11 protein-coding genes are annotated in these 15,208 nt (G+C 71.6%); 9 read left to right on the forward strand and 2 right to left on the reverse strand.

Annotated elements, in window-relative coordinates; translation table 11 throughout:
* The first annotated feature begins 157 nt into the window (after positions 1-157).
* From DDV73_RS09425 to DDV73_RS09465, 9 genes are all read left to right on the forward strand, one after another.
* Positions 158-781 (forward strand): response regulator transcription factor, encoded by a 624-nt coding sequence (locus DDV73_RS09425; protein WP_109506977.1) that lies wholly within the window; start codon positions 158-160, stop codon positions 779-781.
* 163 nt (positions 782-944) lie between these two features.
* Complete coding sequence (locus tag DDV73_RS09430; RefSeq protein WP_154402684.1) at positions 945-5,348, forward strand: DUF11 domain-containing protein; 4,404 nt, start codon at positions 945-947, stop codon at positions 5,346-5,348.
* A gap of 9 nt (positions 5,349-5,357) precedes the next feature.
* Entirely contained in the window at positions 5,358-6,038 is a 681-nt protein-coding gene (locus tag DDV73_RS09435; protein WP_109506979.1) for a Pvc16 family protein, read from the forward strand.
* Positions 6,035-8,110 carry an ATP-binding protein gene (locus DDV73_RS09440; RefSeq protein WP_240617198.1) on the forward strand — a complete coding sequence of 692 codons (2,076 nt, stop codon included), beginning with the start codon at positions 6,035-6,037 and terminating at the stop codon, positions 8,108-8,110. Before DDV73_RS09435 ends, DDV73_RS09440 begins: the two co-directional genes overlap by 4 nt.
* Before the next feature lie 78 nt (positions 8,111-8,188).
* Complete coding sequence (locus DDV73_RS09445; RefSeq protein WP_206050782.1) at positions 8,189-8,662, forward strand: helix-turn-helix domain-containing protein; 474 nt, start codon at positions 8,189-8,191, stop codon at positions 8,660-8,662.
* 393 nt (positions 8,663-9,055) lie between these two features.
* On the forward strand, positions 9,056-9,238 hold the full coding sequence (locus tag DDV73_RS29795) for a VapC50 family PIN domain-containing toxin (protein WP_476703543.1): 183 nt from the start codon (positions 9,056-9,058) through the stop codon (positions 9,236-9,238).
* Positions 9,239-9,368: 130 nt separating this feature from the next.
* A complete protein-coding gene (locus DDV73_RS09455; protein WP_109507166.1) occupies positions 9,369-10,157 on the forward strand; it encodes an eCIS core domain-containing protein in 789 nt (262 codons plus the stop codon).
* A gap of 96 nt (positions 10,158-10,253) precedes the next feature.
* Positions 10,254-11,630, forward strand: coding sequence for a hypothetical protein (locus tag DDV73_RS09460; protein ID WP_109506982.1), 1,377 nt, complete (start codon positions 10,254-10,256; stop codon positions 11,628-11,630).
* Positions 11,631-11,918: 288 nt separating this feature from the next.
* A complete protein-coding gene (locus DDV73_RS09465; protein ID WP_109506983.1) occupies positions 11,919-12,404 on the forward strand; it encodes a hypothetical protein in 486 nt (161 codons plus the stop codon).
* A gap of 9 nt (positions 12,405-12,413) precedes the next feature.
* Here DDV73_RS09465 and DDV73_RS09470 read toward each other — a convergent pair whose 3' ends face one another.
* Entirely contained in the window at positions 12,414-13,070 is a 657-nt protein-coding gene (locus DDV73_RS09470) for a hypothetical protein (RefSeq protein WP_109506984.1), read from the reverse strand.
* Positions 13,067-14,998, reverse strand: a complete 1,932-nt coding sequence (locus DDV73_RS09475; protein ID WP_109506985.1) for a peptidoglycan-binding domain-containing protein — start codon at positions 14,996-14,998, stop codon at positions 13,067-13,069. The genes DDV73_RS09470 and DDV73_RS09475 overlap by 4 nt, the downstream gene beginning before the upstream one ends.
* Between the last annotated feature and the right edge of the window lie 210 nt (positions 14,999-15,208).

A 15,208-nucleotide genomic window follows, 5' to 3' on the forward strand; every position in this document is an offset into this window, starting at 1 on the left:
GTCGGTGCGTCCATGTGGGCACCGCAACTTGCCCGTTGAGTCGTTGTTGAGTGGGCGGTTAGTGCTGCCCGAGAGACTGCCCGCCAGTGCACATTTTTGGGAAAACGTCTCAGGGGTCGGCGCGAGGCCGTCCCGCTCGAACAGCAGGGGGTTGGAGATGGGAAGCATTCCGGTCTACGTACAGGCGTGGGACCCGATCTTGCAGGCAGGCGTGGTGAGCCATCTTCGGCCGCGGCCGGAGGTCAGAGTGCTCGCCGACAGCGAGGCCGATGACGCCGTCGTCACCGTGGTCGTGGCGGACGCGGTCGACAGCTCGACACTGCAGCTGCTGACCCGGCTGCAGCGGACCAGCACCACCCGAACCGTCCTGGTCGCCGGCCGGCTCGACGACACCGACTTGGTGTCGGCCGTCGAAGCCGGAGCCGTCGGGCTGCTGCGCCGGCACGAGGCCACCGCCGACCGGCTGGTCACCGCCATCTCCGGCGCGGCCGCCAACGAGGGCACAGTGCCGCCGGACCTGCTGGGCCGGCTGCTGGACCAGGTCGGCGCGCTGCAGCGCGGCGTACTCGGACCGCGGGGACTGACCTTCAACGGGCTCGCGACCCGCGAGATCGAAGTGCTGCGGCTGGTCGCCGACGGCTGTGACACCTCCGAGATCGCCGACAAGCTCGCGTACTCCGAGCGCACCGTGAAGAACGTGCTGCACGACATCACGACCCGGCTGCAGCTCCGGAACCGCTCGCACGCGGTCGCCTACGCGCTCCGTGAAGGGCTGATCTGAGGTAGCGCGCGGTGGGCAGTTTCGCCAGGTACCTGGCGAAACTGCCCTTTCGACCGGCGGGCGCTGCCCGATCGGCGGTACGCCGACAGTGGGCCGCCGCGGGCCTTAGTCGGCACGGTGGTGGAGTCGAGCCGCGTCGGGCGCGGCCGGCAGGAGACGAGGCATGCGAACAAGTAGGTACGTGACCCGGACGCTGACGGGCAGGACGGTGCTCACCGGGCTGGCGGCCGCCGTCCTGGTGGCGCCGCTGGCACTGCTGCCTGCGTCCGGGTCCGGCCCGGCGGCGGCCGCCGCCGAGCCCGGCGAGGAGCCGCGGATCGCGTTCACGGCCGACCAGGACTCGCTGCACGAGATCGACGTCGAGCGGGACATCGACGACGGCTTCGAGACCATCACCGCCTCCGACCGCCGTCGCCACGACACCAGTGGCGCGACCGAGCCGGCGCCCGACCACGAGGGCGAGGCCAGCCGGACCCTCGGCTCCCGCGCTGTCCACGTCAGCACCGTCGACGAGGAGCACGGTGAGATCTACCAGGAGCAGTCCGAGGACGTGCCGTTCCGGATCACCTGCAACGACGTCGTCGAGAGCCACCCGGTCCAGGCGCCCGACGGCAGCGGCCGGATCGCCTTCGCCTCGAACGGCGACGGCGACTGGGACGTCTATATCGCCGCACCACCGGTGGTGGTGCCCGGCATCGCCGCGGAGCCGGGCGCAGCGGCCGCGGCCGCCGGGCCGCCCACGCTCTGTGACCCGACCTGGACCCTGACCAACGTCACCCAAGGCGAGGCCGACGAGACCTGGCCGTCGTGGAACGGCAGCCAGCTGGTGTTCAGCGGCACCGCCGACGACCCCCTCGGCGACATCTACAGCGCCACCAACGCCGCGGGCGGCGGCTGGCTGGTCACCAACGTGACCAACAGCCCCGGCGTCGCCGACACCCAGCCGGACGCCACCCAGCTCACCACCGGCAGCCCGACCACCTGTGATGGGCCGCTCTGCCCGACCGACTCGTGCACGAACGACACCACCACGAACAGCTGGGTGGCCTTCACCACCACCCGGTTCCGGCCCGACGGCAGCATCGGCCTGCTGAACCTGAACCGGCAGGCCCTCGGCGTGCTCGACGCCTGGGACGGTGCGCCGAGGCAGTCCTCGGAGCCGACCTGGTCGGACTGTGCGGAGGACATGTATCTCGGCTTCACCAGCACCGAGGACGACCAGTACGGCGACGTCTGGATCGGCAACGTCAACGAGCCTGAGCCGGCCGATCCTCCCGGCGAGGAGCGGCTGCCGGACCTGGGCCGGGTGGCACCGGTGGCGGCGGCACCCGGTGTGGCCGAGTCGCACCCGGCCTGGAGCAACCGGTTCACCCCCGGGGGTGACGGCAGCGACGACTTCGGCGTGGTGCTGTTCACCAGCCGCACCGCGGACTCGTCGGTCTTCGACGAGCCGGTCGACGAGCCGCCGACGTTCGAGGACGGCGTCGAGCCGGCGATCTACGAAGACACGATGGCGCCCGGCGAGGCGGTCACCATCGACAAGCTGGTCAACACGCCGCGGATAGTCCCCGACCCGGACATCGTGTTCATGGCTGACACCACCGGCAGCATGGCTGCCGAGATCGCCAACGTGCAGGACAACGCCGGTGGCGGGCCCAACGGTGAGCTAGGCATCCTGGACCTCATCCGCGGACAGTACCCCGGTGCGCAGTTCGCGGTCACCGGTTACAAGGACGGACAGGACGGCGACACCCCGGAGGAAGAGGCGTTCACGGTCTACCAGCCGCTGACCGCCGACCGGGAGGACGTGCTCGCCGGGATCGAGCAGTGGGAGGCCAGCGGCGGTGGGCCGAGCGAAGAGGAGGACTGGCTCGGCGCCCTTGGCCTGACTCCGGGCAGCATCGAGTTCCGCCCGGAATCGACCCGGATCGTGGTGATGTTCGGCGACGCACCCAGCCACCGCACGTCCGAGGGCTTCACGCTCGAGACTGCCATCGACTCGCTCCAAGAGGCGCAGGTGCGGGTCATCGCGATCGGCGTACCAGGCCCGCTCGGCCCCGAGCCCCGGCTCGACCTCTTCGGCCAGGCCACGGCCGTCACCGAACAGGCTGGCGGGTCGCTGTCGGAGGCCGACGCCGAAACCATCTCGCAGGCGATCATCGACGAGGTCAACGACCTGCCGACCGACGTCACCCACTCGGTGACCTGCGATAACGGCCTGACTGCCGAGCTGACCCCGGCCAGCCGGGCCGTGCAAAGGGGCGACAGCGCACAGTTCCAGGAGACGATCACCGTCTCGCCGGACGCCACTCTCGGCGACACCTTGACCTGCGAGGTCTCGTTCCTGCTCAACGGACAGTCACCAGGGCCAGCGTTCACCCAGACCGTGACCATCAACATCGAGGACCTGCGCTCCCCGACCCACGCCGACATCGACGATGCGTACGGCGACCAGGGCGAGGAGCTGGGCACCGACCGGCGCACGATCATCGCCGACTCCGGGGTCGCCGAGCCCGAGGAGATGCCGTACGACGAGGCCGGTCCGGCGTACTCCCCCGACGGCACCAAGATCGCCTACAGCCGGGACCTGACCTTCGAGCAGGACTCCGAGCCGCGAGCCCGCGCGCTGTACGTCGCGAACGCCGACGGCAGCGACCCGCAGCCGCTGCTCGCGGCCGGGCTCCGCCCGCCGGGCGCGGTCGACGTCGACCCGGCGTGGTCCCCGGACGGCACCAGGGTCGCGTTCACCCGCTACGAGCGAAGCGACTTCGGCGGCCACCTCGAGCCGCAGGTGATGGTGGCGAACCTGGCCGCCGGCACCGTGCACACCGTCACGCTCCCGCCCGACGAGTTCGTGATCTACGCCGACCAGGAGCCGTCCTGGTCCCCGGACGGCAGGTTCATCGTGCTGTCCCGCGACGTGATCACGTTCGACGTGGAGATCCAGGCCCGCAACGCCGCCCGCCGCGGTACGCCGAACGCCAGCGACCCCGACGAGCTGCGGCTGTGGGTGGTCGACGCGTCCGGCAACGGCCGGGAGGCGCGCCTGTTCACGCCGGTGCCCTGCGGCGAGGGCGAGATCTGCCCGCGCAGCGTGCCCGGCTTCGGGCCGGCCTGGTCCCGCGACGGCGCCAACATCGCGTACAGCGACCTCGGCGCACTCCGCCTGGTCAAGGTCGACCCGGCCGGGCCGACGGAGGCCGACCTCGCCGCCGGCTCGTGGCAGATCCAGGGAAAGACGGCCGTGACCGGCTTCGCCGACACCGCGGACGACCCGTTCGAGCAGGGTGGTGCGCCGACGGCCAGCCGCGGCACGATCTCGGCGGCCGAGGACCCGGCCTGGTCCCCGGACGGGACCACGCTCGCCTTCGCCGGCCAGCCCGCCGGCCAGCCCGACCAGCGCGGGATCTGGACGATCAAGCCGGACGGCACCGGGCTGCGGACCGTCACCGACCTGCACCCGCCCGGCTCCGCCGAGGAGGACCGCGCGGACGACACCCGCGGCCCCGAGACCGAGCCCGCCTGGCAGCCCGACTTCCGCGCCGATGTCGCGGTGACGGTCGCGATCAGCGGCTCGCCGGCCGCCATCGGCGGTCCGGTCACGGTGACCTGGACGGTCGCCAACAACGGTCCGACGACCGCCCAGAACGTCGCGCTGGCCACGTCGTACACGGCGGGCGGGACGGCCGCGGCCGCCGCACCGCCGGCCGGCTGCCTGGCCGACGGCAGTGGCTGCACCTTGCCGACGCTGGCGAGCGGTGCCTCGGTGAGCTACGAGGTGGAGCTGACCTATCCGGCCGCCGTGAACGGCACCGCGACCGGCACCGTCACGGCCACCAGCCCGGACCCGGACCTGACCAACAACGAGGCGACCGGCAAGTACCGGGTCGACCCCGATGCCCCGCCGCCCGACGCCGAGGCTGACATCGCCGTACGCGTCTCGCTCGACGAGCCGATCGGGTACGTCGGCGGCCGGCGCACGGTCACCTTCACCGTCACCAACCGCGGCCCGAACACCGCGGCCGACGTCAGGCTGATCCCGACGTACCCGACCCGGGTCGACGAGATCGGGCCGACCTGCTTCGCCGACGGCGTCGCCTGCTCGCTCGGGAGCTTCCTGCCCGGTACCACCAAGCGGTTCACCGTCCAGGTGCGCACGCACACCGAGGGCGCCGGCGTGATCTTCGCCCGGGTCACCACCACGACCGTCGACCCGCGGCTGGCCAACAACCGCGACGAGATCCGGCTGCCGATCAAGCAGCCCACGCTCCGGGTGCTGCCCGGGGTGGCGCGGCCCGGGATGGTGGTGCTCGCGTACGGCGAGAACATGCCGCCCGGCAGCCGGGTGCGGCTGGTCTTCGACCGCGGGATCACCGTCGAGAAGCGGCTGGCGCGGGTCGGTCCCGACGGCCGGATCCGGGTCTCGCTGCTCGTGGTCCGCCGCGACGTGCTCGGCGCCCGCATCCTCCAGGCCCGGAGCACAACCCAGGAGTTCTCGATGGTGGAGGCCGACCTGCTCGTCGTACTCCGCCTGCAGAGCGGTACCGACCTCATCGGCCGCGGATAGGAGTCGCTGATGATCTCCGAGGTGGACGACGCGCTGCGCGAGCTGGTGCGGACCGAGGCGCTGGCCGAGTCCGACGTCGAGGTGGTCTTCGACGCCCCGACCAAGGACTGGGCGGCTCGTCGCAACGCGCCCACGGTGAACCTCTATCTCTACGACATCCGCGAGGACCTGCGCCGCCGGGAGCTCGGCTGGAGCGAGGTGCACGACGAGGACGGGATCATCATCGGCCGGCGGCCGGCGCCGCGCTTCTTCAAGATGTCCTACCTGCTGACCGCGTGGACCCAGCGGCCCGAGGACGAGCACCGGCTTCTGGACAACCTGCTGCGCACCTTCCTGCTGTACGACGCCCTGCCGAAGCACCTGGTCACCGGCCGGCTGGCCGAGCCGCGGCTCGACGTACCGCTGACCATCGGCCGGCCGCCGCCGGAGGACCGCGCCTTCGCCGACGTCTGGTCCGCGCTCGGCGGCGAGCTGAAGCCGTCGCTGGACCTGGTCGTCGACGCCCCGGTCGACCGCGGCATCGTGTACCCGGCCGGCCCGCCGGTGGACGACGGCATCTACCTCGACGTCGGCGACACCGTCGACGGCGGCCAGGACAACCGGGCCCACCGGCACACGCCGCCGCCACCGACCAACGGCGCTCCCAAGTCGGCTGCCTCCGGCAGTGCGTCCGGCAAGGGGAAGAAGTGAGCAGCGGGCCGCGTATGGACTCCCGCAGCCTCGCCCACGTCCTCGGCCGACTCGGCGTCATCGAGGACCGAATCCGCGCGGTGGTCGCGGCTCGGCGTACTCACGACCCGGCGCCGGACGACCCGTTCCGCGGGCTCTACCTCAGCGACGATGCGGTGGACCTGCTGCTGGCCGGGCCGCGCGCCGGCGCCGACGCGATCGCGGCTCTCGACGACAGCCGGCTGGAGGCCTGCGAGACGGCGGCGGACGACGCCGAGGAGGCGGGCTGCCGGCTGCGGCTGCGGGACCTGGCCGCGGTGTTCGGACTGGACCCGGTCGACGTGGACCTGCTGCTGGTCGGGCTCGCCGGAGACGTGGACCCGCGGTTCGAGCAGTTCTTCGGCTACCTCAACGACGACGTCACCCGGCGCCGGCCGTCGGTGTCGATCGCGCTGGAGCTGGCCGGCATCCGGCTCGCCTCCGCCTCCGCCCACGCGCACCTGCTGCACGGCCCGCTGATCCGGACCGGGCTGGTCGAGCTCGAGGATCCGGAGCGGCCGTTCCCGACCCGGGCGCTGCGGGTGCCGGACCGGGTGGTCGCGCACCTGCTCGGCGACAACGAGTACGACGTGGCACTGGGGCCGGTACTGGCCGACCTGCCCGACATCCCGTGGGGGGATCCGCGGCCGTTGGCCGCCGCGCTCGCCGGCGGCGTCTCCCTCGCCTACCTGCGGGAGCCGGCCACCGGCTCCGGCCGGGTGCTGGCGGTGGAGGCGCTCCGGCTGAGCGGGCACAAGCAGCTGCTGATCGACCTGAACCGGCTCGCCGCCCAGCCCGACGCGCCCCGGCTGGCGATGATCGCGGCCCGGGAGGCACGGCTCAGCGGCGCCGGGATCGTCGCCGGGCCGATCTCGGCGGTGAAGGAGCGGCCCGGGCTGGTGCAGGCGCTGGTCGCCGACCCGCTCCCGCTGCTCCTGGTCGGCGACGTCACCTGGGAGCCGACCTGGACCAAGGAGCCGCCGCTGCTGTACGACGTACCCGCGAGCACCACCGACGAGCGCCGCCAGCTCTGGCAGTTCGCGCTCTCCTCGGCCGGCAGCGGGGACTGGATCGAGGCGACCGCGCAGTTCCGGCTCCGCCCGGAGGACGTGGCCCGGGCCGCGGCGTCGGCCAAGGTGCAGTCCTCGCTCGACCCGTCCGGGCGGGTGGGGACCGCGCACGTGCTGCGCGGCGCCCGGGCCGAGAACGGCGCGGCCCTGGAACAGCTGGCGCGCCGGGTCGAGCCGGCGGTCGGCTGGGACGACCTGGTGCTGCCGCCCGCCGTACTCACGGCGCTGCAGGAGGTCGCGCTCCGGGCCCGGCACCGCGAGCAGGTGCTCGGCGACTGGCGGATGCGGCCCGGCGGCGGCCGCGGCCACGGCGTCGCGGCCCTGTTTGCAGGCGACAGCGGCACCGGCAAGACGATGTCGGCCGAGGTGATCGCGCACGACCTCGGGCTGGAGATGTACGTCGTGGACCTGGCCACCGTGGTCGACAAGTACGTCGGCGAGACCGAGAAGAACCTGGAGCGGATCTTCGTGGCCGCGGCCAACGTGAACGCGGTGCTGCTCTTCGACGAGGCCGACGCCGTCTTCGGCCGGCGCTCGGAGGTCCGCGACGCGCACGACCGCTACGCCAACATCGAGAGCGCCTACCTGCTGCAGCGGATGGAGACGTTCGACGGCCTGGTGATCCTGTCGACCAATCTACGGGCCAACATCGACGAGGCGTTCACCCGGCGGCTGGACGTGATGGTCGACTTCCCGGTGCCCGACCGCGTCCATCGGCTCGCGCTGTGGGACCGCTGCCTCGGCATCACCGTGCCCCGCTCGCCCGAGGTCGACCTGCCGTTCTGCGCGGACTCGTTCGAGTTCGCCGGCGGCTCGATCCGGTCGGCGGCGGTCACCGCGGCGTACCTCGCCGCTGCCGACGCCGGCGTGATCGGGATGCGGCACCTGATGCTGGCCATCCAGCGCGAGTACCGCAAGCTCGGCCGGCTCTGCCTCCAGTCCGAGTTCGGCCGCTACTGGCCGCTCCTCCAAGAGCCTGCCTGAGCGGGGTGTTCGTTTTGTTCGTTTAGGCTACGCTGACGTTGTGAGAGGGGGCTTCACATGTCACGCACCTCAGCGAGCATGAACATCCAGACCTACGCGCCCGACAGCGAGCAGGACGCCCTGATCCTGGACTTCATCAAGGCGTTGGAGGCGGCAGGCGGCACCGCTCCCGAACAGCGTGCCGCACTCGTGGCGGCGAACGGCGAGCGGATCGAACTCCCTGAAGCGCTCCATCGCGTCCTCATCGATGTCGCCGATGCGCTCGCGAGCGGGATGGGAGTAGCCGTCGCTCCGATGAACGCGATGCTCACCACCCAGGAGGCCGCCGACTTCCTGGGCATCGCAAGGCCGACGCTCGTGCGCATCCTCGACCGCGGTGAGATCCCCATGGAGCGGCCCGGCCGGCACCGCTTCGTCCGTCTCCAAGACCTCGTCGACTATCAGGAACGAGATCGTGCCCGACGGCGAACGGCCTTGGAGGAGATGGTGAGGGACGCAGAGGCGGATCGGCTCTACGAAGTCACCGACGGCCCGCCACCAGCGACGCGCTGAACAATGGCCTTTCCGGCGTTTCTCGATACATGCACGCTGTACGGCGCCAGCCTGCGCGATACCTTGCTGCGAATCGCAGCAGAACAGGCATTCCGGCCACACTGGTCGGCGGACGTTCTGGGTGAGCTACAAACGGTACTGATCCGGGAGGCGGGTCTGACAGAGGCCAAGGCGAGTCGGCTCATAGAGCACATGCAGCGCGCCTTTCCCTCTGCCGAGGTTTACGGCTACGAACAGCTTGGCAAGACCCCTCGCCTGCGAGCAGAAGGATCGACATGTGCTCGCGGCAGCTGTCCATAGTGGCTGCCAAGTACTGGTGACCTTCAACCTCAAGGACTTCCCCCGGACTCGACGAAGCCATTCGGTCTCGATGTCGTTCATCCCGATGCCTTCTTGCTCGACCAACTCGACCTCTACCCCCGGTTGGTCGGCCGCGCCCTCCTCCGACAATTGCGGGAAGCATCACGCCCGCCGCTGACCATGGGCACTCTGCTCGGTCGTCTCGGCCGATCAGGCGTTCCAGCCTTCGCGGAGGAAGCGCGGCGTCACGAGTTCGCCGTGCCGCTCGAGCCCTGACGGGCCGGTTGCCCGATTGGGCAACCGCATGTGCCCGGCGGCGGCGACGCCCGATCTGGTACGGCGCGGCGCGCGGTGCGAGCGTGGAAGGACCCACCGACGCGCTGTGTTGAAGCATCAGGAGGTCGCCATGCACCGCCACGACCACGAGCACTCCGAGGCCGAGCAGGACACCGCGGCACGGAGCCGCGCGGAGGCTCCCGACCCACTCCTGATGAAGGCCGCGGCGGCCGGGCGGACCGACGTACTCGGCGCCCGGGGCATGACCGCGCTCCAGCGTGCGGCCGGCAACGGCGCCGCCGCGACCGTCGCGGGTGAGGAGGAGCGGTCGCCGGTGCTCGACGTTCTCTCCAGCAGCGGCTCGGCACTCGACGAGCCGGTGCGGCAGGACATGGAGGCCCGGATGGGCCACGACTTCAGCGACGTCCGGGTGCACACCGGCGACGCCGCCGACAAGAGCGCGAAGTCGGTCAGCGCGCACGCCTACACCGTCGGCTCCAACATTGTCTTCCAGCGCGGCACCTACGACCCCGACTCGAGCGCCGGCAAGACGCTGCTCGCGCACGAGCTGACCCACGTCGTGCAGCAGCGCAGCGGCCCGGTGGAGGGGACCTCACAGGGCAACGGCGTCCAGGTCAGCGACCCGTCGGACCGGTTCGAGCGCGAGGCCTCGGCCAACGCCGACGCGGTGATGGCCAAGCCGGCTCCCGTGCAGGCCGCCACCGCGGCGGCACCGGCTCCGGTAGCCGCCGTACAGCGGCACGCCGGGCACGAGGAGGAGGTGCAGGCGTCGCACGACTCCTCGCTCCCCGCGGTTCAGCGCGAGGGCGACGAGGAGGAAGAGGTCCAGGGCAGCCACGATCCGTCCCAGCCCGCCGTTCAGCGTGAGGGCGACGAGGAAGAGTCCGAAGAAGCCTGACCGCTACCTGCCAAGATCGCTACGTCCGCGAGTGTTTTGACCGCATTCGCGACGGGAAAATAGCCCCTATCACCCGGTTGTGGCAGAGGGGGCGTCATGGCGACGTACGAGGAACTGTCAGCCCTGAAGGGCAAGCTGAAGCGCGCGGCGATCGATGCCTGGATGAAGGATCAGGACTACCTCATCGACAGCGATAGCCAGTACAAGGCCCGCGGATCGGGTCGGGCCGTCTTCAAGGTCACTCGCCCGGGCGAGGACGGCGAAGGCGGCGGCGATTTCACCTGCAACCAGCTCGGGCCGGACAGCTGGTACGGCGACGACGGCGACTGGATGTCCTCCTTCGACTCCATCCGCGGCGAGATCGACGACGGCCTGGAGCCGTGGAAGGACCTGCCGGATCCCAACGACTTCGACGACCTGATCCTGGCGATGCAGCAGGCCCGGGGCAAGCTGGCCGTCTCCGCCTCGGGGGAGGGGGGCCAGGTCACCGGCCCGGGACTGCTGGGCGGCAGCCTGGACCTGATCGGCGAGAACTCCGCCGCGATGTCCGGCGGCATCATCACCGCGTTCAAGACCAGGTTCCTGCTGCAGCTCGGAGCGACCGTCGGCGGGCACAACGCGATCACGATCGTCCTCGGCGGTGCGCTGGTTTCGGAGCGGAAGCTGTGGCGGGAGGCGCGGCAGACCGTGGCCGACGCCGTGGTGAACTCGACCGACGCACTGAACGCCTACGCGCGGGACGACTCACACGACTGGACGCTGGATCTCAAGGTCGCGGGCGCCGTGATCGGCGGCGTGTCTGCCTTCCTGTCCGGCACCGCGCCCGTGCTGGTGGGGGCCGGCACCGCCGTGAGCATTCTCAGCGCCCTCAACGAGGAGTCGGAGGAGCGTGCGAGCCAGCCCGAGAGCAGCGACGCCGACGGCCTGCTCAGAGGCTTCTTCACCTCGCTCCGCGACCTCAACGACGCGATCAAGAACGAGGAGCAGGCACTCGAGGACAACCTGCGGACCAACCTCGGCCTGGTCACCACGCTGGACGGCTTCGACCTCGACAAGCCGCTACCCGGCGTCGACGACGACGGCGACCTGCACGTCGCCGGCAGCCCGGCCATCATCCACAACGCCTCGCTGGTCACCGAGATCACCGGAACCGCGATGCCGGACATCGCCAGCGAGCTGCTCGACGCCAAGAGCCACGTGATCGCGGCCAACAGCGCGACCCCGTTCCGGCGCGACGCCGCCGTCGGCATCGGCTCCACCGGCTGCTTCGCCACCTGGAGCGACCTCGCCTGGGTGCTGGTCCACTTCGTCAGCGACCTCTCGTGGGAGGTCAGGAACGGCGCGAAGACGCTGGAGCTAGCCATCGCCGACATGGGCCAGACCGACACCCAGGCCGCCGACGCCCTCGAGCAGCATGCGACCTCGATCGCCGGCGGCAGCGGCTGGGAGGACTACGACCACCACCTGGACTGAGCCCGGATCCACGGATAGGCGCCGTGGCGAGCGTCACCAGGCGGGTGTGATGGCAAGGCGGCGGAGCGAAGGCGGGCCGGCGGCCCGTCGAGCGACGCCAACGCAGCCAGCGCGCCCGCATGGGGGCGCTCGGTAGGCGGCTATCGGTGGATCCGGGCTGAGAGCTCCCAGGTGGCGCACTTGCCCGAATGGGCACATACCGGGCGGGACGTACGGCGACGGGCTATGGCGACTCCTCAACAGGGATGAACCAGAGGCCGGACCCGTCCGGCGGAACGGAGTAGTGCCATGTCCGAGTTCCTCAAGCTGCTCGCCTACCTCGGCCGGATCGACCCGCGCGCGTGGGACGCGATCATCCCGCACGGCCCGGCGATCCGCGGCCTGTCGCGCGGCGACAAGGTCGCCCTCAACCCGCAGCCGCTTCCGCCGGTGGACACCTTCCAGTTCGAGGCCGCGCTGGTCGCGCACGAGGTGGTCGGGCTCGCGCTCGAGTCCGAGGCCCGTGACGGCGGCGGTGGCAGCGGGCTGGTGAGCCAGGTGACCGACGAGTGGTGCGGTACGCCGTGGCCGCGCAAGTGGCCCTGGCCGTGGCCCGGCCCGCGCCCGCGGCGCGGCGTCGAAGGCCCGCAGCCCGACCCGTGGGTGGTCAACACCGGCCGGATCGTCGCCGCGGTCGTGTTCGCGTCGTACGCCACCAGGCTCGACGAGGGCGAGCTGACCTCAGCGCTCGAGGCGGCCGCCGAACAGCTCGCGAAGGCGGCGCTCGGCCAGTAGTGGTCTCGGCTAGGGCTCGGGGATGTCGGGGGCGTGCTGGACCTGGACGGGGATCACGTTGCCGTTGGCGACGATCGCGAAGTCCACGGAGAGGTGGGTGGTGATGTCGTCGCCGGCGGGAACCGTGAACACCGGCAGCTCCAGCGACCAGCCCGGTTCCGCGGTGACGCTGCCCGGCCCGGCCAGCGCCTCGACCGACTCACCGGCGGGCTCGTAGTAGCCGCGCCAGAAGTTGGCGCGGACGGTGACCGTGGCCAGGTCCAGCTCGAGCGGCTCGGTGCCGCGGTGGACCAGCCGATTGCCGTCCAGACCGACGGCCGCGCGCGGGTACCCGACCATCCGGTCGAGCAGGGAGCGGGCGGCCTCGGTGAGCTCGCTCAGCGGCTGGCCGGACAGGACGCCGCTGACCACCAGCGGGTCGCGGTTCGGCAGCTCGATGGTCTCCACGACCGCACCGGGCGGGATCGGGCCGGGAGTGGCGGCACCGACGCCCTCGATGATCGCCCGGAGCCTGGCGAGGGACGCCTCTGGGACGGTTCCGGCGAAGAAGCCCACGGTGGGTGCGATGCTCCGCCAGCCGGTGAAGCTTCCGTCGTCGGCGAGCGCGACGTTCTCGGCCGTGGCCGGCGTCGTGCTCCCACTGTTCGCGTAGAACTTCAGCATCATCGAGCCTCCGCCCGCCAGGTTCCGCCGAGGGCGCGGCCGATGATCGAGACGAACTCGGCCACGTGGCGCGGCTGCGCGCCGTGGTCGTGTACGTCGGTCACCCGGCCGGGGTCGCCCATCACGGAGCCACTCGAGTAGGTCAGTACCTGGATCGTCTCGTACTTGTCCAGCGTGTCGCGCAGGGTCGTCTCCAGGTCGCGGACCAGGTTGCCGGTGGTGGTGCCGGCGGCACGGGCCGGATGCGCGGGCGGGCCGGCGAGCGCCGGTAGCGCGGGGAAGGCGACGTTCGGCAGCGCGGCGTACGCCTGCACCACCCGCTGTGACCAGGCGCCCATCGCCATCCCGGCGACCGCGGCCCGGGCGTTGACGTCGTTGCGGGCGACCATCGCGGTCTGCAGCGCGGTCGCCACCTGGGCCGGCGTCTGGCCCGCCGGTCCGGTGGTCTGGCCGGCAGGCGGCTCGTGGCCGGTGACCCGGACGTAGTCGCCGGGATGCTGCTGGTATTCGTCCTGCAGCCCGACCAGATGGCCGTACTCGTGCGGGATCGTCGAGGCGGCGTTCGGGTCGGCGACGAACCAGCGGCCGGCGTTCGCCCGGCCCGTCCCGGGCGCGACCACCACGTCCATCGCCTCCGCGCCGGTCCCGCGCACCATCTCGAAGTCGATCGGCATCACCTTGCGGGTCGGTACGTCGCGGATGGCGGCGTACTTGTTCCAGACCGCCGGGACATGCCCGAACCACGAGCCGGGCGGCGCCAGTCCGGTGAAGTTGACCTTCACGGTGACCTGCATCTTGGAGTCGCTGATCTGGTAGCCGTAGCGCGAGGTCATCCCGATGTTCGCGTTGCCGCCGACCTCCTCGCCCCACTGCCGCTCGATGAAGCCGACCGTCGAGCCGGGCGACGCGGTGTCCAGCGCCAGCCAGGTCGCGGCGTCGGCCACCCCGGTCCCCGGCAGCGGCGGCACTCGGCTGGTCTGGAAGGTCTGCAGTGCCGTGGTCGTCTTCGGCCCGAAGGCGCCGTCCACGTTGAGCTTCGGCGAGGCGCCGGCGGTGTTGAGCTTCTGCTGGAGCTCCTTGACCGACGTGCCCTTGAGGATGCCGCCCGCACCCACGACCGGGTGCAGCGAGGTGCCGGGGTTCTGGACCCCGCGCGAGTCGGCGGTTCCGCTGGGCGTGTGCTGCTCCACCGACGTCGCGCTCTGGCCTTCGAGGGCGTTGAAGCCACCCGAGACGGCGCGGTCGAGCGCGGTCCAGAACGCCGCGTCGATGATGCCGGTCGGCGCCCGGTGCAGCATGAACAGCTCCAGGATCAGGACCGGGCCGCCCGTCGCGGCGTCGTACACGCCGTTGACCGCGAGTCGTGGCGAGGCGCCGATCGCGTTGAGCTTCTGCTGCAGGAAGGCGACGTCCGGGTGGTCCATGCCGGGCGTGAGTACGGCGCGCACCGGCGGCGGCAGCGCCGCGAAGGCGGCGTCGAGCCTGGTCCAGGTGTCGAGGCCGAGTACGCCGTTCGCCGGGGCGATCCCGCTGGTGGTCTGGAAGGTGCGGACCGCGGCCTGGGTCAGCCCGCCGTACTGTCCGTCCTCGACCAGTGGCACGGCCGAGGCCCGCACCCGGCTGAGCTTGCGCTGGGCCTGCTTGACCTCCTCGCCGTGCGAGCCGACCTGCAGCACCCGGTGCGGTGCGGCCACCGCACCCGCGCCCGGCACCTGTCGCTGCACCGCCGCCAGGCCGCCGCGGAGGTGCCCGGCCGCGCGCTGCACCGGCGCGGCTTGGCCCGCGACCAGCCCGGCTACCGCCCGGTTGCCGGCGTCGTGCTGGATCCCCAGCACCGGGTGTGCCGGCCGCGGCTGCTCGTGGGCCTCCTGCTCGTCGTGGCCGGCCGTCTTCTTCGGCTTGCGCGGCTTGCGCGCCCGGGGCTCGGCCATGCCTTCGATTTTCGGCCTCACGCGCGCCCGCGGGCGTCCGTGCGTGGGCACCCGCCGGGGCGCTGCGACCTGCACGAAGGGGCAGCCCGAGCGGCTCCGCCAACCTCGGATTCTCTCAGTACAAAACCCATCATATCGGACAATGCGTAGAGCGTGCACGATCGGGCACCGGAGGCTTCCTCAGTAGCCGTCCCGCCGGACGTGTCCGTG

The sequence above is a fragment of the Nocardioides speluncae genome, from assembly GCF_003121585.1.
Lineage (GTDB): Bacteria > Actinomycetota > Actinomycetes > Propionibacteriales > Nocardioidaceae > Nocardioides > Nocardioides speluncae.